The 19,712-nt window shown below is 64.2% G+C and carries 18 protein-coding genes and 3 pseudogenes; 5 read left to right on the top strand and 16 right to left on the bottom strand.

The window, feature by feature from the left end:
* Nucleotides 1–5: 5 nt before the first annotated feature.
* The 4 genes and pseudogenes from tssG to istA form a co-directional block, all read right to left on the bottom strand.
* Nucleotides 6–1,127: a type VI secretion system baseplate subunit TssG gene (gene tssG, locus AX767_RS16130; RefSeq protein WP_068632258.1), complete on the bottom strand. Its 1,122-nt coding sequence runs from the start codon at nt 1,125–1,127 to the stop codon at nt 6–8.
* Nucleotides 1,091–1,639 (bottom strand): annotated as a pseudogene (locus tag AX767_RS16125) (type VI secretion system baseplate subunit TssF); the annotation flags it as partial. The pseudogene AX767_RS16125 and the gene tssG, both read right to left, overlap by 37 nt.
* A 200-nt stretch (nt 1,640–1,839) precedes the next feature.
* Entirely contained in the window at nt 1,840–2,631 is a 792-nt protein-coding gene (gene istB / locus AX767_RS16120) for an IS21-like element helper ATPase IstB (protein ID WP_068629574.1), read from the bottom strand.
* Entirely contained in the window at nt 2,624–4,147 is a 1,524-nt protein-coding gene (istA, locus tag AX767_RS16115) for an IS21 family transposase (RefSeq protein WP_068633399.1), read from the bottom strand. The genes istB and istA overlap by 8 nt, the downstream gene beginning before the upstream one ends.
* A 513-nt stretch (nt 4,148–4,660) precedes the next feature.
* Between istA and AX767_RS16110 the strand changes: the two genes are divergently transcribed.
* The 3 genes from AX767_RS16110 (at nt 4,661) to AX767_RS16100 (ending at nt 5,999) form a co-directional block, all read left to right on the top strand.
* Entirely contained in the window at nt 4,661–4,852 is a 192-nt protein-coding gene (locus AX767_RS16110; RefSeq protein ID WP_068632256.1) for a hypothetical protein, read from the top strand.
* Complete coding sequence (locus AX767_RS16105) at nt 4,852–5,424, top strand: hypothetical protein (RefSeq protein ID WP_068632255.1); 573 nt, start codon at nt 4,852–4,854, stop codon at nt 5,422–5,424. The genes AX767_RS16110 and AX767_RS16105 overlap by 1 nt, the downstream gene beginning before the upstream one ends.
* 116 nt (nt 5,425–5,540) lie before the next feature.
* Nucleotides 5,541–5,999 (top strand): hypothetical protein, encoded by a 459-nt coding sequence (locus tag AX767_RS16100; protein WP_068632254.1) that lies wholly within the window; start codon nt 5,541–5,543, stop codon nt 5,997–5,999.
* A 158-nt stretch (nt 6,000–6,157) separates the two neighbouring features.
* Here AX767_RS16100 and AX767_RS21420 read toward each other — a convergent pair whose 3' ends face one another.
* Nucleotides 6,158–6,445 carry a hypothetical protein gene (locus AX767_RS21420; RefSeq protein WP_156481058.1) on the bottom strand — a complete coding sequence of 96 codons (288 nt, stop codon included), beginning with the start codon at nt 6,443–6,445 and terminating at the stop codon, nt 6,158–6,160.
* A gap of 111 nt (nt 6,446–6,556) precedes the next feature.
* On the opposite strand from AX767_RS21420, the gene xth reads away from it, so the two are divergent.
* Nucleotides 6,557–7,336 carry an exodeoxyribonuclease III gene (gene xth / locus AX767_RS16095; protein ID WP_068632253.1) on the top strand — a complete coding sequence of 260 codons (780 nt, stop codon included), beginning with the start codon at nt 6,557–6,559 and terminating at the stop codon, nt 7,334–7,336.
* Nucleotides 7,333–7,845 carry a hypothetical protein gene (locus tag AX767_RS16090; RefSeq protein WP_082755037.1) on the top strand — a complete coding sequence of 171 codons (513 nt, stop codon included), beginning with the start codon at nt 7,333–7,335 and terminating at the stop codon, nt 7,843–7,845. The genes xth and AX767_RS16090 overlap by 4 nt, the downstream gene beginning before the upstream one ends.
* Nucleotides 7,846–7,863: 18 nt before the next feature.
* Here AX767_RS16090 and ntrC read toward each other — a convergent pair whose 3' ends face one another.
* The 11 genes and pseudogenes from ntrC to ggt form a co-directional block, all read right to left on the bottom strand.
* On the bottom strand, nt 7,864–9,384 hold the full coding sequence (ntrC, locus tag AX767_RS16085; protein ID WP_068632252.1) for a nitrogen regulation protein NR(I): 1,521 nt from the start codon (nt 9,382–9,384) through the stop codon (nt 7,864–7,866).
* A gap of 23 nt (nt 9,385–9,407) precedes the next feature.
* Nucleotides 9,408–10,484, bottom strand: a complete 1,077-nt coding sequence (gene glnL, locus AX767_RS16080; RefSeq protein WP_068632251.1) for a nitrogen regulation protein NR(II) — start codon at nt 10,482–10,484, stop codon at nt 9,408–9,410.
* A gap of 3 nt (nt 10,485–10,487) precedes the next feature.
* The gene (locus tag AX767_RS16075; protein WP_068632250.1) at nt 10,488–11,009 is read right to left on the bottom strand and encodes a hypothetical protein; all 522 of its coding nucleotides are present in this window, start codon (nt 11,007–11,009) and stop codon (nt 10,488–10,490) included.
* Between the two features lie 127 nt (nt 11,010–11,136).
* On the bottom strand, nt 11,137–12,552 hold the full coding sequence (gene glnA, locus AX767_RS16070; RefSeq protein ID WP_068632249.1) for a type I glutamate--ammonia ligase: 1,416 nt from the start codon (nt 12,550–12,552) through the stop codon (nt 11,137–11,139).
* A 145-nt stretch (nt 12,553–12,697) separates the two neighbouring features.
* On the bottom strand, nt 12,698–13,498 hold the full coding sequence (locus AX767_RS16065; protein ID WP_068632248.1) for a competence/damage-inducible protein A: 801 nt from the start codon (nt 13,496–13,498) through the stop codon (nt 12,698–12,700).
* Nucleotides 13,495–14,379: an EI24 domain-containing protein gene (locus tag AX767_RS16060; protein WP_068632247.1), complete on the bottom strand. Its 885-nt coding sequence runs from the start codon at nt 14,377–14,379 to the stop codon at nt 13,495–13,497. The genes AX767_RS16065 and AX767_RS16060 overlap by 4 nt, the downstream gene beginning before the upstream one ends.
* A gap of 36 nt (nt 14,380–14,415) precedes the next feature.
* Entirely contained in the window at nt 14,416–15,390 is a 975-nt protein-coding gene (locus tag AX767_RS16055; protein WP_068632246.1) for a sterol desaturase family protein, read from the bottom strand.
* Nucleotides 15,391–15,402: 12 nt separating this feature from the next.
* Nucleotides 15,403–16,220, bottom strand: a pseudogene (locus AX767_RS16050) (polysaccharide deacetylase family protein).
* Nucleotides 16,186–17,181, bottom strand: coding sequence for a YncE family protein (locus tag AX767_RS16045; RefSeq protein ID WP_068632245.1), 996 nt, complete (start codon nt 17,179–17,181; stop codon nt 16,186–16,188). Before AX767_RS16045 ends, AX767_RS16050 begins: the two are co-directional and overlap by 35 nt.
* 60 nt (nt 17,182–17,241) lie before the next feature.
* Nucleotides 17,242–17,969 (bottom strand): annotated as a pseudogene (locus AX767_RS16040) (pseudouridine synthase).
* A 4-nt stretch (nt 17,970–17,973) separates the two neighbouring features.
* Nucleotides 17,974–19,710, bottom strand: coding sequence for a gamma-glutamyltransferase (gene ggt / locus AX767_RS16035; RefSeq protein WP_068632244.1), 1,737 nt, complete (start codon nt 19,708–19,710; stop codon nt 17,974–17,976).
* Between the last annotated feature and the right edge of the window lie 2 nt (nt 19,711–19,712).

The raw sequence follows: 19,712 nt of genomic DNA, 5'->3' as shown, positions 1-19,712 counted from the left end.
GAAAATCAGGCGGTCAGGGGATGCAGTTCGTACGAGGTGTCGCTGCGATCGAGCGGTGCGTCGCGCGTGGACAGGAAGCTGTCCCAGCCCAGGTGGCTGCCCTCGGATTCGCGCAGGGAGACGGGGCGCACGTCCTCACGCGCCAGAATCAGCCGCACCTCGTACTCGACGGTGATGCCAGCGAGCAGCGCAAGCATTTTTTCGAGCGCTTTCGCGTGGGCCCTTCCCGGGAAGAACGCACGGAACTGCGCGCGCTTGAGCGGCCCGATCCAGAGCCGGATGCGCAGATCGCGCTGCCAGACGCGCGCGCCGGCCAACGCGGTCAGTCCGAGCGTGGCGTTGGTGCCGCCGAGTTGCGACATTTGCCCGGGTGGCACGTCGTACCACTTGCCGAGAAACTGCTCGATGCGAATGCTGCTCTGGAAGTAGTCGGACAGCACGCGCTGCAAGAACACGGCAGACATCGGTCGATGCTGCACGGCAGCGGCGTAGCCGGCCACGGTCTCGTCGAAAACCTCGCCCTCGCCTTCGCGCAAGGGCTGGCGCTGGGCGTGATGCCCGAGGCCCGCCAACGACAGCAACGCCGGCAGATAGGCACGCGATCGTTCATGTTCGTAGTGCAGCGGCAGGCGGTACTTGCGCCATGACGCATAGAAAAGGGCGGTGGCGCGGTTGGTGAATATGTCGAGGAATGCGCGCGCCGTGCTGTCCCGATGGCTCTGCTCGCGCCGGAGCAGCATCTCGGTGTAGGTGTTCGGGAGCGCCCCGGAAGCGCCGAGCATCCCGAAGAACGCCGGCGTGAGTTCGATCTTGTCGATCGCATCGGAATCGGGCGCGGGAAGACTCAGCCAGTCGGCTGTCGTCAAAACCTTGTCGCCGGTGGCATTGCGGAGCTCGAGACCTTCGATCTCGCTCGGCGGAAAGCCCAGGCTCATCGAAGTCTTGAAGCGCAGCCGCTGCGTCACCATTCGCTCGCCGGGCACCAGCCGCTGGTGCACATCGCGCTCACCGCGTTGCAGCAATGCGAGTTCGATCAGCCTCACCGCCTGGAAAAATTCGAAGCGATAGGGCTCGCGCTGGAGGCGCTCGATTACAGGAGGATCGATTCGCCGCTGCGTGGTCTGCATCGAACGAGTTCCTCGTGGTCGCGGGACGACACGATCACCAGCTGCGTGAAGCTGTTGATGTGCACATAGAGCCCGAAAAAATGATCCATCACGCGCGCGAACGCTTGAAGGCTGCTGCCAACAAAGCCGGCCTCGTCGACCGTGATCTGAAGTTCGATGCCGCGCACGAACGTCGCGAAGGGTTTGCCCGGAAGCCATTGCGTGGCCGGTCGCTGGTCAACCGCCACGAGTGCCTCGATCTGGCGGCTGGACACTGCCGAACGGCCATGGTCGTACAGCCGCAGCATCTCTTTGAGCGCAGGGAGGCCGCTTCCCACCAGCGACAGGTGATTGAGCGCGAGGTGCGAGATCAGTCGCCACTGGACGGCCTTGCCGCGTGGCGGGCGCAGTGTGTTCGTCGGTCGCCGCAACAGGCGAATGCCGCGCGCCACCGAATTGCCTTCCAGAAACAGGTCGCCGCCGGGCAAACCGATCGCGAGCGCGTTCGGCAGATCCCGATTGGTGCAGGTGAGCTGTCGGCGCCGGTTCAACTTTGACCCACCCTGCCGTTTGAACTTTGACCCGGGGATGGAAGCCGGCATCGTGGATGCCGGCTGTGCATAACTCTACCGTCTTCGTCCTTTCCCGGTTTCCTTTCTGATGACTGATCGCTTGCACGAAGAAGGCGCGAAGGGCGAAGCCCGCAGCGCCTTGTCCCCTTCTGCGGTGTTGCTCAACCGGCGTTTCCAGCCGACGCCTTTCGCTCCTGCTCACGAGCTTTGATGCGCTTCTTCGAGTTGGCAGTGGCGTGCGTGATCCGGTAACTGTCATTGCCCGTCTCCACGATGTGGCAGTGGTGCGTGAGCCGGTCCAGCAATGCTGTCGTCATCTTTGGATCCACGAACACACTGCTCCATTCAGCGAAGTCCAGGTTGGTCGTCACCACGACGCTGGTGTGCTCGTACAGCTTTGAGAGCAGGTGGAACAGCAATGCCCCGCCGGCCTGGCTGAAGGGCAGGTATCCCATCTCGTCGAGCACCACCGCGTCCAGGCGCAGCAGGCTCGCCGCAATGCGCCCCGCTTTGCCCTGGGCCTTCTCCTGCTCGAGTGCGTTCACCAAGTCGACGGTCGAGTAGAAGCGCACACGCTTGCCATGCTGCGTGATGCCCGCCACGCCGATGGCGGTCGCCAGATGGCTCTTGCCCGTGCCGGGGCCACCCACCAACACGACGTTGTGCGCCTCGTCGGTGAAGGCCATTTCGGCCAGTTGCAGCACGAGCTTGCGGTCGACCGCCGAGACCTCGAAGTCGAATCCTGCAAGGTCCCGGTGCACAGGGAACTTCGCCGCGTTCATCTGGTGGGTCACCGAGCGCGTGGCGCGCTCGGTCGTCTCGGCACGCAGCATCTGCTCGACCAGCCAGCGCGAACGCTCCAGCTCGGTGTTGTCCTGCTCCATCAGATCGGCCCAGGTTCCCGCCATGCCGTGCAGGCGCAGCGTCTTGAGTTCGGCGATGACGTCACGCATGACCGGCCTCCCTTATCTTGTTCAAGTCGCGCAGCCGGTCGTAGCGAGCCGTGTCGGCGATCGGCGGCGTCAGCACCTGCAGCGACGTCTCGACGTTCTCTGGCCGCGGCGCCGAGTTCAAACGCGCGAGTACGTTGATGACGTGTTCGACGCTCACACGCCCGGAGGGCGGTGCACCGTCCAGCGCCAGCTCTACGGCCACCAGCACCGCCTCCAGTCCGGCCGTCGGCACCAAGGCCAGCACCCGGGCCATCAGCCGGTCGCCTCCGCTCTCGCGCAAGAGTGCACGACGCAACCGCTGCAATGATTCGGGCAGATCGGTGAACGGTGCGCCATTGCGCAACGCGCCTGGCTTCCTCTGCACCAGCGGCACATAGTGCTGCCAGTCGTAGCGCGTCTTGCTCTTGTCCGTCAGACGCTCATGCTCGGCCACGACACCGTCGCCAGCGACCACCGTCACGCGCGTCGGGTACAGGTGCGTGCTGACCATCTGCCCGGCCAACTCGCATGGCACCGAGTAGCGGTTGCGCGCTACCGACACCAAGCAGGTGCTGCTCACCCGGGCCACCTCCTCGACGTAGCCATCGAACGCGGCCGGCATCGGCATCAACTGCACCCGCTCGTGCTCGAGCATTTCGGCAACGCTGAACTGCTTGTGCTCGGGATGCCGGACTTCTTCCCACAGCGCCCGGCAGCGTTCCCCCAGCCAGGCGTTGAGCTCGTCGAAGCTGGCGAAGCGCCGCTCACGCGCGTCGATCCAGATGCGCCGGCGGCTGTCCTGGACGTTCTTCTCCACCACACCCTTCTCCCAGCCCGAAGCGACGTTGCAGAAGTCCGGGTCGTACAGGTAATGCGCGCACATCACCGCGAAGCGCGCGTTGACGGTGCGGCCCTTGCCCTTGTGCACCTTGTCCACGGCGGTCTTCATGTTGTCGTAGATGCCGCGACGCGCCACACCGCCGAGCGCCGCGAAGGAGCGCGTGTGCGCATCGAACAGCATCTCGTGGCCCTGGCTCGGGTACGCCACCAGCCAGAACGCGCGGCTCGCGCACAGCTTCATGTGCGACACCTGCAGCTTGCGGTACAGGCCCCCGATGACCAGCGACTCGTCGCTCCAGTCGAACTGGAACGCCTCGCCCAGCTCGAAGGTCAACGGCACGAATGCCTTGCCGATTGCAACGCCGCCCTGGCTGGCGCGCCATGTACGAATGAAGTCCGTCAGTTGCGTGTAGCCGCCTTCGTAGCCCGCCGCGGCGATCTGCTGAAGCAGTGCCTTGGCAGTTCGCCGTTCCTTCCTTGGGCGGCGCGCATCGGCCAGCAGCGCCATCTTGATCGTTTCGATGAACGGCGCCAGCTTCGTCGCCGCCGGGCGGCGACGGTACTTCGGTGGCTGCGCCACCGGCGTTCGCAGGTACTTCCTCACCGTGTTGCGCGACAGGCTCGTCGCCCTCACGATCTCGCGCACCGACTTCTTCTCGCGGTGGTGCATCCGCAGGACCTTGCCAATCATGGCCATGGTGATCACTCCTCATACCCCCGCCGCTTAAAAAAGCAGCAGGGTAGGCTGAACACCCGGGTCAAATTTGAAGCGGCACAACCCTCACAGGTGGGTCAATTTTCGGCCGGCGCCAACAGCCGCCAACACGGGGGTGCAGCGAGACACCACTGCGGCAGCGGCGCCGCTTGCCGCCAAACTCGGCAGGAAGGTCGCAGAGAGCGCGCCACGCGTGGCCCCGCCCGCGACGGTCAAGGCGAAACCTGTCACATCTCGTCCAACGATTGCTGCGGCAAAGACTCGCGCCGCTTCTCAGCGCCTGGCGAGAGCAAACACGAACCTGGAAGCTGCCAGCAGTCGCACCGATCCGGATACCGATCTGCTGGCTGCCTTGTTGCGGCGCAACGGGGATCAAAAGCCGGCAGTGTTCGGGGCGAAATGAATGCCATGCGCTACAAAAACCCAACGATCCAATTTAAAAAAGTGTGAACTTTGGTATTGCAATGAATGCTTTGAGTAGTCACAATTGATTACATGAAGCAAGCACACGCAACAACCCACGAGTGGTGGAAAGACCAGACAGCCTCGGAAGACCAGGCTGCGTTCACGCGCTCATATCGTTCCAGCCAGCGCGAAGCTCACGCGGCAGGGTGGCGCCGCAACGCACTGCTCGGCGTGCTCGCCTTGGCGGTGCCGGTTCTGCTCTACATGGTCCGTTCGCTGTGATGGACGACCTGCTCCCCATGCCACGCCTGAACGCCAAGCAACTCCGGGCGCTCGCCGTGTCGGTTCGCAGCCGCGCAGCCGGTGGCGCGCAGGTCGCCGATTCGGTGGCCGCCGCACTGGAGTCGGTGTCGCGTCACCGGGAAAATCGGCCTTGGAAGCTGGCTTCCAACGCCGCGATGTCGCTCGTGGCCGGCATCACGCGCTCGGCCGTGACGGTGCTCAGCGAGTTGGGCCAGTTGTCGATGGGTCTGCTCGGGTTTGCCCGGTCGCACGACCGGGCGGACGCACAAACGACGTTCCGCCTGGTTGAAGCGTCCCGCGCGCGGACACCGCACCTTGCGGCGGCGATCGACTTGACGCCCGCGCTGATCTGCAGCACCTTGACAGCCGTTGAGCAAGGCGGCGGGATGCCGCCCGAACAATGCGACGCACTGGTGGCCCGAGGCTGGGCCAAGTGGGTCGACGGCGAGTTCGGTACGCCCGTCGGCATGAACGATGAGCGCTCCATGCTGCGCCTGACGTCCGAAGGACGCGACCGCCTGACCTGCGAACTGATCGCCTCGACGCTCTGATTTCGGCATCGCCGCAAGCTTCCTACAACGGGTTCGGCCGGTCGCCCACGAACGGCTGTTTGCGGTGCAGCCAATGTGTTGGCTGGAGTGATTCAGCTCTGCATTGGAAAGAAATCATGGCAATCGACAACAACCCATCCAAGTCGCCTGCAGACATCGCAGACGAAACCAGAGAACTCGGACGCGACGCTGCGCAAGCCGCACGCGGCTACGCAGCAGAAGCCGGTCAAGTTGGGCGGGACGCTGCACGATCGATCCGCCCAAGCATCGAAGATGCGATCGCGACCGGGCGCGAGGCGGCCGACACCGTGAGGGGCGTGACCGGCGACGCAAAGGCGATCGTTGCCGACACGTTGACCTTGGGCCGTACCTACGCGAAGGATGCCGCCGACCGGGCCAGCCGGGCGATCGACGATGCGCGAGCCAAGCTGCGTCAGCAGAGCGAAGACTGCGCGCAGTTCATCCGGGCCGAACCGGTGAAAGCGACGTTGTACGCCGTGGGTGCAGGGGCGTTGGCCGCAATGCTGCTCGGCTCGGCGCTCCGCGGCGGTCGACGCAGCCGCTCGCGGGACTGAGCAAGCCCTTTCGGGCTCTGCGGGGGCGCTGCGACCACACGCAGCACTGCAACAAAACACCGATCGGTAGGACTCGTCGTCGCCTGCATAGCAGGCGCAATTTGCTCGCTGGGGGCCGGATCGATCGATCAGATCGGTCGCTACACGGCTGTACCCGATCACCCCCGTGCTACAAGGCGCCAATCGCCGGCCGACCCGGCGAAAGCGCTGACAGAGGTGCGTCGGAAAGTAGAAATGGCAGCCATGTCTGACCCTGATGTGTCGATGCCCAGGGAGGAACCACGTCGACGCTCGCCGTGCCGAATACCGTTGTGGGCACCCAGTTGCGCGCCCGGTCGCGAGAGAGGTGCTAAGGCGAGGTGGAAGCGATCGATGGCATCGCGCTGCGCCTTGCTGATCGCGTTCATCGCATCTTCGACCGCACATTCGCCCGTGGGAATGATCAACGCGTCAGACCAGTGCTTCCCCCGGTGATGGTGGCCATGGGTTGCTCTTGTGATGGAGCGCGATCGTGGGTGACAAATGTGATCGCCCTATCGGGTACGCTTGAAGCCGATATGAAAATTGCCACCTGGAATGTGAATTCACTGACCGCGCGTCTGCAGCATGTGCTCGACTGGCTCGCCGCCAACCCGGTGGACGTGCTGTGCCTGCAAGAGCTCAAGATGAGCGACGACAAGTTTCCGCTCGAAGTCTTGAAAGCTGCCGGTTATGAAGCCGCGGCGTTCGGCCAGAAGACCTACAACGGCGTCGCGATCCTGAGCAAGGCGCCGGTGCGCGATGTGCTCAGGAACATCGGCGGTTTCGAAGACGAGCATTCGCGCTTGATCAGCGCAACCGTCGACACGCCCCTCGGCGAAGTGCGTGTGGTCAACGGTTATTTCGTGAACGGGCAGGCACCGGGCAGCGACAAGTTCGCCTACAAGATGCGCTGGCTCGATGGGCTGCGTGCGTGGCTGCAAACCGAAATGGCTGCGCATCCGAGCCTGGTGTTGCTGGGGGACTTCAACATCGTGCTGGAAGACCGCGACAGCTTCGACCCCGTCGGCCTCGCCGAGACCATTCACCACACCAGCGAAGAACGCGCGCATTTCAGGGCGCTGCTGGCGCTCGGTCTGGTCGACAGCTTCCGCCTGTTCGCGCAGCCCGCCAAGAGCTACTCGTGGTGGGACTACCGCATGCTGGGCTACCAGAAGAATCGCGGCCTGCGCATTGACCACATCCTGATCAGCCAACCGCTGGTGCGGCACGCCAAGGCATGCGTGATCGACCGCGTGCCGCGCAAATGGGAAAAGCCGAGCGACCATGCACCGGTCGTGCTGGAGCTGGGCGCATGAAGCGCGTTCGCCCTCTCTTTGCAACAGCACTGTTCGCCGCATTGGCGGGTTGCAGCCTCTTCGCACCCCAGACACCCGAGCCGACCGTGCCCGTGCCTTCGGTGGTGCCACCGAACGCGGTGATCGATTCGGAGACCAACAAGCCCCTGGTGCGCCGTATTACTTTGCAGACAGCCGAGGTCAAGGCCTACCGCAAGGGCGCAGCGCAGGTCATCTACAAAGCCTATCCCAACCGCATCTACAAGGGCAAAATTCCGCCGCTGGTGCATGCCGTGGTCGTGGTCGAGACGGACGTGGACGCCGAGGGCAAGGTCGTCGACGTTTTCTACAGCCGGGTGCCGAGCCATGCACCGGACGTGCCGCCCAAAATCGCCGACCTGATCAGGGCGGCTTCGCCGCTACCGAGCCCGGGCAAGCTGGGCCCGCACACCTATATCGAGACCTGGCTCTGGGACAAGAGCGGCAACTTCCAGCTCGACTCGCTGACACTGGGACAGCGAAGCCGCTGAACCTTTCTTCCAGGCCTCTCACTCCAGGCCGAGCTCCTGGATCTTGCGCGTGATGGTGTTGCGGCCGATGCCCAGCTTTTGCGCGGCCTCGATGCGACGACCCCGGGTGTTGGCCAGCGCCGTGAGAATCAGGCGCGACTCGAAGCGGCGCGAGAGCGCGTCCCAAACATCGTTGCGGCCGGCCTCGAGCAAAGCTTGCGCTTCGCCTTCGAGCCCGCTTTCCCAGCCTGCCGACGCGGCTGCAAGCGCGGAGGCCTCCGGCGCTGCGACACCGGCTGGCACAGGCGCCGCTGCGGCTCCTGCAAACTCCGCGAGGGGCGCATGCGCGATGGGCGCCACCGGCGCGTGAAGCGGTGGCTCGACCGCCACAATCGCGAGCACCTCGGGCGGCAAATCCTTGGTCTCGACCAATTGCGCCGGTGCCATCACGGTCAACCAGTGGCAAATGTTCTCGAGCTGGCGCACGTTGCCCGGAAACGCGAAGGTCGCGAGTTGCGTCAACGCCGCGTCCGAAATGCGCTTGGGTTCCACGCCGAGTTGCTTGGCACTTTGCTGCAGGAAATGGCGGGTGAGCGCGGGAACGTCTTCGCCACGCTCGCGCAGTGCCGGAAGCCGCAGGCGGATCACGTTCAGCCGGTGAAACAGATCCTCGCGAAAACCGCCGAGCTTGACGCGCTGCTCAAGGTCTTGGTGCGTCGCCGCGATCACGCGAACGTTCGACTTGACCGAATTGTGGCCTCCCACGCGATAGAAATGCCCGTCGCTCAGCACCCGCAACAAGCGCGTTTGCAGATCGAACGGCATGTCGCCGATTTCGTCGAGGAAGAGCGTGCCGCCATCGGCTTGCTCGAAGCGCCCACGGCGCATGGTCTGGGCCCCGGTGAAGGCGCCGCGCTCGTGCCCGAACAGCTCGCTCTCGAGCAAATCCTTCGGGATCGCTGCCGTGTTGATGGCCACGAACGGACCATCGGTGCGCGGTGAATGCTTGTGCAACGCACGTGCCACCAGCTCCTTGCCCGAACCGGATTCACCGGTGATGAGCACGGTCACATTGCTTTGCGACAAGCGCCCGATGGCGCGAAAGACGTCCTGCATGGCGGGTGCTTGCCCGAGCATTTCGGGCGCGGCCTGCATGCGCTCCTCGGCCACTTCTTCGCGCTGGCTTTCATCGACGGCGCGACGGATGAGTTCGACTGCGCGGGGCAGATCGAAAGGCTTGGGCAGGTACTCGAAAGCGCCGCCCTGGAACGCCGAGACGGCACTGTCCAGGTCGGAGAACGCGGTCATGATGATGACCGGCAGGCCGGGGTGCTTGGCCTTGATCTTGTCGAGCAGATCGAGGCCCGACCCGCCCGGCATGCGGATGTCGCTCACCAGGACTTGCGGTCCTTGTGTATCGTCGTCGGCAGCGATTTCGAGGGCAGCGAGCACCTCGCGTGTGTTCGTGAAACTGCGAGTGGGCAGATCTTCGCGCAACAGCGCTTTCTCCAGCACGAAGCGGATCGATTGGTCATCGTCCACTATCCAGATCGGCTTCATGCAGCTCCTTGTTGGCATGGCTGCTAGGGCAGCGGTATCAATATCTTGAAATCGGTCCGGCCCGGTACGCTGTCGCACTCGATCACACCGTGATGCTGCTGCACAAAGGTTTGTGCGAGCGTCAATCCCAGCCCGGTTCCGCCTTCCCGGCCCGACACCAGCGGGTAGAAAATGCGGTCCTTGATCGCGTCGGGCACGCCCGGTCCATTGTCGATGACATGCAATTCCAGTGCCAGTCGATACCACTGCTTGTTGAAGATCACCTGGCGCGCGATCCGGGTCCTGAAGATGATCCGCGCATCGCCTGTGGCGCGACGCTCGGCGAGGGCTTGCGCCGCGTTGTGAACGATGTTCAGCGTCGCTTGGATCAGTTGCTCGCGGTCACCCCGAAACTCCGGAATCGACGGATCGAAATCGCGGTCGATGTGCAGGTCCCGCGGGAACTCCGCGAGGATGACGGAGCGCACCCGCTCGCAAACTTCATGAATGTTGACATCGCCCACCACGTGGGGGCGGCGGTGCGGCGCAAGCAGGCGATCGACCAGCGTCTGCAATCGGTCGGCCTCATGGATGATGACTTGCGTGTACTCGATGAGGTCGCGTGATTCGACCTCCATCTGCAGCAGTTGCGCAGCGCCCCGAATACCACCGAGCGGGTTCTTGATCTCGTGCGCGAGGTTGCGAATCAGTTCCTTGTTGGCCTGCGCCTGATCGAGCAAACGCTCTTCACGGTCTTGCCGCACCTGTTGCTCCAGCGGCGACAGCTCGATGATGAGTTCGCCGACCCTGTCGCCTTGCGCCAGCGTGACCTGCACCGGCATCAACTCATGGTTGACGCGACGCAGCAGCGCCTCGTACCGCAGCGTGGCGAAGTCGTTGCTGCGGGCACCCTCGATCGCGGTCCGCAGGACATTGGGCTCGTGGAAGCAGGCGCCGAACTGCGAGCCTTCGAGCGTGCGCCGCGAGGTGCCGAGCGCGTCTTCCAGGCCCGCGTTGGCGAACAGCACGGAACCGTCGACTTTCACGACGGCGATCAAAGTGGAAAGAAGGTCGAAAGACTGGAAGCGTTTGCCTGCAGCGGGGACCTTGCCGAATGCCACGACTTACGGCGCGCCGGCCGGCAACCGGCCGATCTCCCGGCGGATGCCGGCGATGTCGCTTTCGTTGCGGGTGATCTCGGCTTTCATCTCGGCCACGCGGTCGAGGTACTTCTGGTAGTTGCGGCCTTCGCTGCCCTGCTTTTCAGGCTCGCCGTTGTTGTATTCCTTCTGCAGTTCGGCCTGCCGCGTCTCGGCTTTGCGGAGTTCGGACTGCAACACCGAACGTGCCTCGCCGTCCCGTGCGCGCTGGTCGACGCCCTCGACACGCGGACTGCCCGCCGGCGCCCGGGCCGCCGACGAAGACGACGAACCGGCCGCAGCGCCGCCGCCCGACGACGCGCCCGACGGTCGCGTGCCTTGCACGATCGTGAGGTTGCCGCCTTCCATGACCTTGCACCCGCGCTTTTGCGCATCGGCCGCATTGTTCGTGTACTCGTTGCCGCATCGCCAGACACGCTCCTGCGCGTGGGCGACTTGCAACCCGGCCAGCGAGGCCATGAGCAAAAGGAGAGAAACAGTCTTCATGGTGATGGTGTGATTCGCTTCAAGCGGCCATTTTGATTCAATTCGACACACGCACCGGCGGGATGTTCCCCGCCAATGAAAAAGGACGGCCGAAGCCGTCCTTTCAACGCTCACCGGGAAGCCCGGTTTACAGCGAGTAGTACATGTCGAATTCGGCCGGATGGGTTGCCATGCGCAGGCGCGTGACTTCCTGCATCTTCAGTTCGATGTAGGCATCGATGTACGAGTCGGTGAACACGCCGCCCTTGGTCAGAAAGGCACGGTCTGCATCGAGGCATTCGAGCGCCTGGTCCAGGCTATGGCAAACGGTCGGAATCAACGCGTCTTCTTCCGGCGGCAGATGGTAGAGATCCTTCGTGGCAGCTTCGCCCGGATCGATCTTGTTTTCCACGCCATCGAGGCCGGCCATCAGCAGCGCGGCGAAACCGAGGTACGGGTTCATCAGCGGATCGGGGAAACGCGCTTCGACGCGACGGCCCTTCGGGTTCGCCACGAACGGAATGCGGATCGAGGCCGAGCGGTTCTTGGCCGAGTACGCCAGCTTCACCGGTGCTTCGTAGCCAGGGACCAGGCGCTTGTAGCTGTTGGTGCCGGGGTTCGTGATGGCGTTCAGTGCACGGGCGTGCTTGATGATGCCGCCGATGTAGTGCAGCGCGAATTCCGAAAGACCTGCGTAGCCATCGCCTGCGAACAGGTTCTTGCCGTCTTTCCACACCGACTGGTGCACGTGCATGCCCGAACCGTTGTCGCCGACGATGGGCTTGGGCATGAAGGTGGCGGTCTTGCCGTAGGCGTGGGCCACGTTGTGGATCACGTACTTCTGAAGCTGGACCCAGTCGGCGCGCTGGATCAGCGTGCTGAACTTGGTGCCGAGTTCCATCTGGCCGGCGTTGGCCACTTCATGGTGATGCACTTCGACCGGAATGCCGAGCGATTCGAGCACCAGGCACATTTCCGAGCGCATGTCCTGGAAGCTGTCGACCGGAGGCACCGGGAAGTAGCCGCCCTTGACGGCGGGGCGATGGCCCGTGTTGCCGTGCTCGTATTCCTTGTCGGTGTTCCACGAGGCTTCTTCGGAATCGATCTTCACAAAGCAGCCCGACATGTCGTTCTTCCAGCGCACGCTGTCGAACACGAAGAATTCGGGTTCCGGTCCGAAGTAGGCGGTGTCGCCCAGGCCGGAAGCCTTCATGTACGCCTCGGCGCGCTTGGCCAGCGAACGCGGGTCGCGCTCGTAGGGCTTGCCGTCGGCCGGGTCGACCACGTCGCAGGTCAGGATCATCGTCGTTTCTTCGAAGAACGGATCGATGTTCGCGGTGTTCGGGTCGGGCATGAGTTGCATGTCCGAAGCTTCGATGCCCTTCCAGCCGGCGATTGACGAACCGTCGAACGCGTGGCCCGAGGTGAACTTGTCTTCGTCGAAATGCGAGATCGGCACGGTGACGTGCTGTTCTTTGCCACGTGTGTCCGTGAATCGGAAGTCGACGAACTTGACCTCGCTTTCCTTCACGAGTTTGAGTACGTCGGCGACGGTCTTTGCCATCAAGTTCTCCTTGGATTGGATGGTGGTTGGGAATACAGGAAAGGGAATGCAGGTTCTATGCCATTGTCGCGCGGGCTGGCGTCGCGCCGGCCTGCAGCGACAACCCAAAAGAAGGCCCGTTGTAACGGTATTGGTGCGTTCGCGATTAACGCACCATTTCAGGGCCAAGACGCGCATCAAAGGTGCGCAAGCCTGTCAGAAGCTGATCGTAGGCGGCCTGAAGGTGCTTCGGATCGCCCTTGACGCCCAGTTCGATGTGCCGACTGTACGCCGGGTGGTCCACGCTCGGCAGGCTGAACACCTTGACGCCGGGGTGCGCGTCCTCGATGGCCTGCATCAGCGGCGTGAGCGTCGCCTCCATGGCACCGAACACGATCACGGACTTTTCGGCCGCCTGCCCGCGCGCGAACAGAGCGGTGTAGCGGGTGTCGAGCACCGATTCGATCATCGGCCACGCCATCACCGGGAAGCCGGGCACGAAATGGACGTCGGCCACACTGAAACCGGGAATCTTGTTGTACGGATTGGCGATGATCGTCGCGCCGCGCGGGAACACGCCCATGTTCAGGCGATGCACGTTGTCCGGGCGGTCGGGTTCGTAGGCGATGCCCTGCTCTGCCGCAGTGTCCTTGATGCGCTCGCGGATCAACACCTCGGCTTCCGGATGCAGGGCCAGCGGCACGCCGAGTGCGGCGGCGGCGCATTGCCGTGTGTGGTCGTCGGGGGTGGCGCCGATGCCGCCGGTGGAAAAGACGATGTCGCCCGACGCGAACGCGCGAGCGAGCGCCGCCGTGATGCGCACCGGTTCGTCGCCGACGTACTCCGACCACGCGAGCTGCAGGCCGCGGGCCGCGAGCAGTTCGATGACCTTGGGCATGTGCTTGTCGGCACGCTTGCCAGAAAGAATTTCGTCGCCGACGACGATGAGGCCGATCGCACGCGTCATGGTGAACTCCGTTGGGAAGCGATCGCACGATCGGCTTCGGGGGCAGGCAGGATGGCCACAGGATCCGTCGCACCGACAGCCGCGGCGCGTTGCGCGCGCAGCTGGCTCAGTGCGTCGAGACAGTAATGCGCGAACCAGAGTGCGGAAAACGCGAACACCAGGGTGTAGATCCAGATCGCGATCGGCACCAGAACGAAGAAGGCGGCAGCGAACAGGACGCCAGAGGCCCACACGATGCTCGGCGCCGCGCCGAGGTATCCGCACAGCACGCCGATGCCGAGCAGCGGCAGGCGGTGCGCCCGCAGCAGCGCAGCGCGTTCTTCGGCACTGGCGTATTCGGCAAGCGCGTCGAAGCTCATGACGCGGTAGGTCAGCCAACCCCAGATCAAGGGCGGCAGGATGAGCACCAGCGGCGGAATCAACCAGAGCGGCATGGATATCAGCAGAGCCACGAGCGCCAGCAGCGTGACGCCGAGCGAGCGGGCGACGCTGCCGAGAAAGGACGCGCCCTTCTTCTGCGCGAGCAACGGAAAGCGCCGCTCGCCCACCAGCCGGGTCAGCGCTGGCGCCATGAACGCCGCCACCACGAGAAGCGACAGCACCACGAGCACAGGCGTCGCGGCCAACACCACGGCCAGCGGCGCGAGGAAGGTCCGCGGGTCGGCCGAAAACAATCCACCGATCCAGCCCCACACGCTGGACAGCATCGGCCAGGCGTCGAGCGCCTCGCGCGTCCAGGCAACGGCAGGCGTCCAGTAGAAATAGCCGAAAGCCGCCGCCAGCAGGGCCATGAGGCCGAGCGGCAGCAGGGACAGGAGGATCACGCGGGGGCGCAGGCAGTAGGCCACCGCGCGCCAGAAGGAATCAAGCAAGAGGCGCATCGGGTGCGAGGATAACGCCGCCGGATGGAAGGCCGGTCAGCCGCGCCCGACCATTCGCTTCAGCCCGAGCCACTGCTGGGCCCAGAAACCTCTGCCGTAGTCGCGCTGCGGGGCGCCGGTGGCGGGATCGATCTGGTCACGGATGCCGGTCGCGTCGTACCGATTCTCGAAATTGCCGGTGCGAAACAGCATGTCCCACCACGGCAACAACACGCCGAAATTGTGGCCGCCCAATGTTTTCGGACCGCCGGATTCATGGCCGATCCCGATGCTGTGGTGCAGCCGATGGAAGCGCGGACTGATCCAGAGCCGCTCGCCGATGGCGCCGAACGACAGGCGAAGGTTCGCGTGCTGCAAGCTCTCGCTGAGCTGGGTCAATGCCACCACCGCGATGAACTGCCCCGGCGCCACGCCGATGAGCTGCGCGACGATCACGATGATCGTGTCGTGGATCACATCGTCCAGCAGATGGTTGCGGTTGTCGCTCCACATCGTCATCTGGCGCTGCGAGTGGTGCAGCGAATGCAGCCCCCACCACCAGTTGAAGCCATGTTGGCCTCGGTGGATGAGGTATTCGACGAAGTCGAGCACGACGAGGTAGATGGCGAACGCCAGCCACGGCGTGTCCGTCACGCCCGGCCAGAGTTCGTCCAGATGCAACGTACCCCAACCCGCCGCGCGCAGGCTGCCGAGCGCATCGTCGAACAACGGCTGCAGCAGGAAGAACATCGCCAGTCGGAACAGGCCGAGCCGGTGAATCAGCGTATACAAGATGTCGATGCGGATGGCGGGCCGGTCGGTCACCGACTCCACGGGCCGCCATCGTTGCAGCGGACCGATGAGGGCGACGAGCACCACGATCTGGATCAGCCCAACCAGCAGCCAGCCGGTCGCGTCGAATGCATCTTCGGTCCATCCGCCCAGCCCGATCGCATAGACGACGGGTTGCACGACAGTCTCGAAAAACCAGCCCTGCGTGGCGGAAAAATGATCTGTCAGCCAGTCGACCATCGCATCAGTCCGTCAGGGGTGTGCCGTGATCCAGCTGCGATAAGCCGGATGCTGGCGCAGCGTCTCGAAACAGAAACCCTTCGCCTTCAACCCGACGATCAGCGGTTCCAGGTCGGCCGGGGCCCACGGATCCTTGCGCGACCAGATACCGAGGTGTGCCAGCAGGATGTCGCCGGGGCGGATGGTGTCGAGCGCCTGGGTGAGCAGCTTGTCGTTGCTGAACTTCTCGCTGGGGAGCTCGTCGCCAAGGAAGCCTGCGGGCGCCCAGCCCACGTGTTCGTAGCCACAAGCCTTGGCGGCGGCGAGCAGCTTCGGCGAGGTCTTGCCGCCGGGCGCGCGGAACAACGGCAGCGGTTTCTTGCCGGTAATGAGCGCGAGCCGCTCCGAGGACTTGGCGATGTTTTCGCAGTACTCGGCCGCCGACCAGGTGAACTCGCGGTTCGCAAAGGCGCCGGCAGAAGGGCGCACGCGGAAACGCGGCACCACGCTCTTGTCATCCCGCGCCAGTAGACGTGATCGTACGTGTGCGAGCCGAACTCGTTGCCCTCCGCCGCCCTCGCCTTCCACCAGGCAGCCCAGTGGTTGTCCAGACTGTCGCCGTCGGTCTGCGTGCGTTCGGCCGCGGCGAAAAAGGTGACGCGCACGTTCTGCCGCTTGAGCACGTCGGCCACCAGCGGAGCGATGCCCATGTGGCCGGTGTCGAAGGTCAGGTAGACCGGTTTTTCACAGGTGGTCTGCGCGGACGCGCCCGTGGCGACAACGCATGCCGCCAGCAAGGCACCGACGAACCGACCCTCAGCGAGACGCATGGGCGAGCGTCCAGACGCCATGCGGCGAGCGGCCCACGTTCACGGTGCGAACCACCTTGCGCGTGGCCAGATCGACGACGCTGAGCTTCTTGGCCCAGCGCGATGTGACATACAGCGTCTTGCCATCGGCCGACACATCCATGCAGTCCGGGCCGCCCGGCACCGGGTATTCGTCGGTCACCTTGAGCGTGGCGAAATCGATGCGGCTGATCGTGTTGGCCACGCGGTTGCTGATGAACACGCTCTTGCCGTCGCCCGCCGCGCGAAACGCGTGCGCGCCCTTGCCAGTGGGAATCTTGCCAACCAGTTTGGGCTGGGGGCCGGCCACGTCGAACACCTGGACGCCGTCGCTGCCGGTCAGGCCGACAAGCAACGTCTTGCCGCCGTGAATACCGAAAATATCGGCGGGCATCGCACCGGTCGGCGTGCGCCATTTGATGGTCTGCGTCGGCAGGTCGACAGCGATCAGTTCGTCGCTGTCCTGCATCGTCACGTAGGCGATCGTGCTCGTGCCGTCGATCCAGATGTGGCTCGGCGTCTTGCCGGTCGCGATGCGTTTGGCGAGTGTCAGGTCCTTGCCGTCCCAGCGGTACACGTCCACGTGGTTCAGCCGATTGCCGGCGGTCACGAACCACTTCATGTCGCGCGAAAACTGCAGCTGGTAGGGGTCGATGATCCCGTAGACAACACGCTGTACCTCGGCCGTCTTCGGGTTCAAAAACGTCAGCGAATCGCCTGCCGAGTTGGCCACGATGACCGACTTTTCGTCGGGCGTCATGTAGATGTGATGCGGTTCCTTGCCGGTCGGGATGCGGACCTTTTCAGTCCAGTCCGACGGATTGATGACACTGACGTTGGCGTCCAGCGAATTGAGCACGAACAAGGGCGGCGCGTCAGCGGCATGGGCCAGAGGCGACAGCAGGGCCGCGCAGACAAACAGAAAGGCCGCAAGGCGGCCGGTCGGGAAAACATGAGATCGCAAGGGAATGGTCCGTGAGGTGATCGTCGACTTTAAACGTCCGAGCCTTGCGATCGGCTGACCTCAACGTGCAGTTCTCAACGCTTCGACCTCGTCTGTTGTGAGCCAGCGCCACTTGCCGGGCGCCAGCGAGTCGCCAAGTTCGAGCGAGCCGATGCGGGACCGGTGCAGTCCTTCGACGCGGTTGCCGACCGCCGCCAGCATGCGCTTGACCTGGTGGTACTTGCCTTCGGTGAGCGTCAGGCGCAGCGTCAGCTCACCGGTTTGTTCGCACGCCGCTGCACGCACCGGCTTCGGTCGTCGTCGAGCACCACGCCAGCCAGCAATTTGCCAATCTGCGCTTCGTCGACCGGGTGCTTGGTGACGACCTCGTACACCTTCGGCACGTGGTGCTTGGGCGAGCCCATGCGATGGATGAACTGGCCGTCGTCCGTCATGAGCAGCAGGCCGGTGGTGTCCTGGTCGAGCCGCCCGATGGCCTGGACGCCCTGCACCGCGCCCTTGTTGGGGCGCAAGCGCAACGGCGATGGCAGCAGCGTATAGATGCTCGGGTAGGTCGAAGGCTTCTGGGAGCACTCCGTACCTGCGGGCTTGTGCAGCATGAGATAGGCCTTCTCGTGGTACTCCCACGCGGTGCCTTGCACCGTGTACCGGAGGCCTTCCGCTTTCAGGTCGATCGCCGGCTCCGCCACGACGGCGCCCTCGATGGCCACGTAGCCCTGCTGGATCAGACCGGCGCAAACGCGCCGTGTGCCGAAGCCCTGGGTGTAGAGAATTTCCTGGAGCTGCACGGGTTCAATAACCTAGCGCAAGGCCCGAATTGCGCCGCGGATCGTTGGCGCCGTAGAAGCGGTTGCTGCCGACCGGCTTGCCGCCCAGCGATGGCGCACCCACGACGATCGCGGCCATGTGATTGGCCGGTTGCGGCACGCCGAGGTTATGCCCCATGTCAACGAGGATCTTGCGGGTGTCGGGCGACAGCGCGAAGGTTTCGACGTTGGTCACATCGGGCAGCCACTGCTGGTGGAAGCGCGGCGCGTCGACCGCTTCCTGCACGTTCATGCCGTAGTCGATCGTGTTCAGGATGGTGTGCAGCACCGCGGTGATGATGCGGCTGCCGCCGGGCGTGCCGAGCACCATGACGGGCTTGCCGTCCTTGCTCACGATCGTCGGGCTCATCGAGCTCAAAGGCCGTTTGCCGGGGGCGATGGCGTTGGCCTCGCCCTGCACCAGGCCGTACATGTTGGGCACACCGATCTTGGAGGTGAAGTCGTCCATCTCGTTGTTCAGCAGCACGCCCGTCTTGTCAGCCGTGACTTTGGCGCCGAACCAGTCGTTCAAGGTGTAGGTCACCGAGACGGCATTGCCCCACTGGTCGGTGATCGAGTAGTGCGTGGTGTTGCTGCCTTCGTGGGGCGACACACCGGGCTTGATGTCTTTGGAGACGCCGGCCTTCTTCGGATCGATGACCGCACGGATCTTTTCGGCGTAGCCCTTGTCCAGGAGTCGCTCGAGCGGGTTCTTCACGAAGTCGGGATCGCCGAGGTAGCTGTTGCGATCCATGTAAGCGTGGCGCATGGCCTCGATCTGGTAGTGCACCGCCTGCGCAGAACGGAACCCCAGATCCTTCAGCGGATAGCCCTCGAGGATGTTGAGCATCTCGCAGATGACCACGCCGCCTGAACTCGGCGGCGGCGCGGAAATCACGCGATAGCCGCGGTAGTCGCATTCGACCGGCGCGAGCTCGCGTGTCTTGTACTGGTCGAGATCGGCCTGCGTGATGATGCCCTTGCCGGCCTGGCTGGACGCCACGATCGCCGCGCCAACCGCGCCCTTGTAGAAACCGTCGGTGCCCTTGCTGCTGATGGCCCTGAGCGTCTTTGCCAGGTCTTTCTGGACGATCGTCTGACCGACCGCGAACGGCTCACCCTTGTTGAGGAATATGGCTGCGGAAGCCGGGTCCTTCCTGAAGTCGTTGGTGGCGGTGGCAAACATGTCGATGTCGCCCTGGTCGAGCGCGAAACCCTTTTCGGCCAGCGCAATCGACGGCGCGATCAGCGCGGCGCGCTGCATCGTGCCGTACTTCTCGCGCGCGAGCTCCAAGCCCGACACGGTGCCCGGAACGCCGACGGCCAGATGACCATTGGTGCTCAAACCCTTGACGACGTTGCCGTCCTTGTCGAGGTACATATTGGCCGTGGCCGCGAGCGGCGCCTTCTCGCGGAAGTCGAGAAAGGTCTTGCGGCCGTCGCCCAGCTGCACCGTCATGAAACCACCGCCGCCGAGGTTGCCCGCGGCGGGATACACCACGGCCAGCGCATAGCCCACCGCGACCGCCGAGTCGATCGCGTTGCCGCCACGCTTGAGCACGTCGACGCCGACCTGCGTGGCCAGGTGCTGTGCCGACACGACCATGCCGTTTTGCGCAGCCACCGGCGCCTGCGACGCTGCATGCAGCAGCGGCACGAACGCGAGCGCAACGGCGGCGAGGCTCGCGTTCCGAAAGTAGGTAGTCAGGTGAAGGCGATTCATGA

This window comes from Variovorax sp. PAMC 28711 (assembly GCF_001577265.1).
Classification (GTDB): Bacteria; Pseudomonadota; Gammaproteobacteria; order Burkholderiales; family Burkholderiaceae_C; genus Variovorax.
Note: the sequence above shows the minus strand (reverse complement) of the source record. Positions and strands in the feature narration are given on the sequence as shown.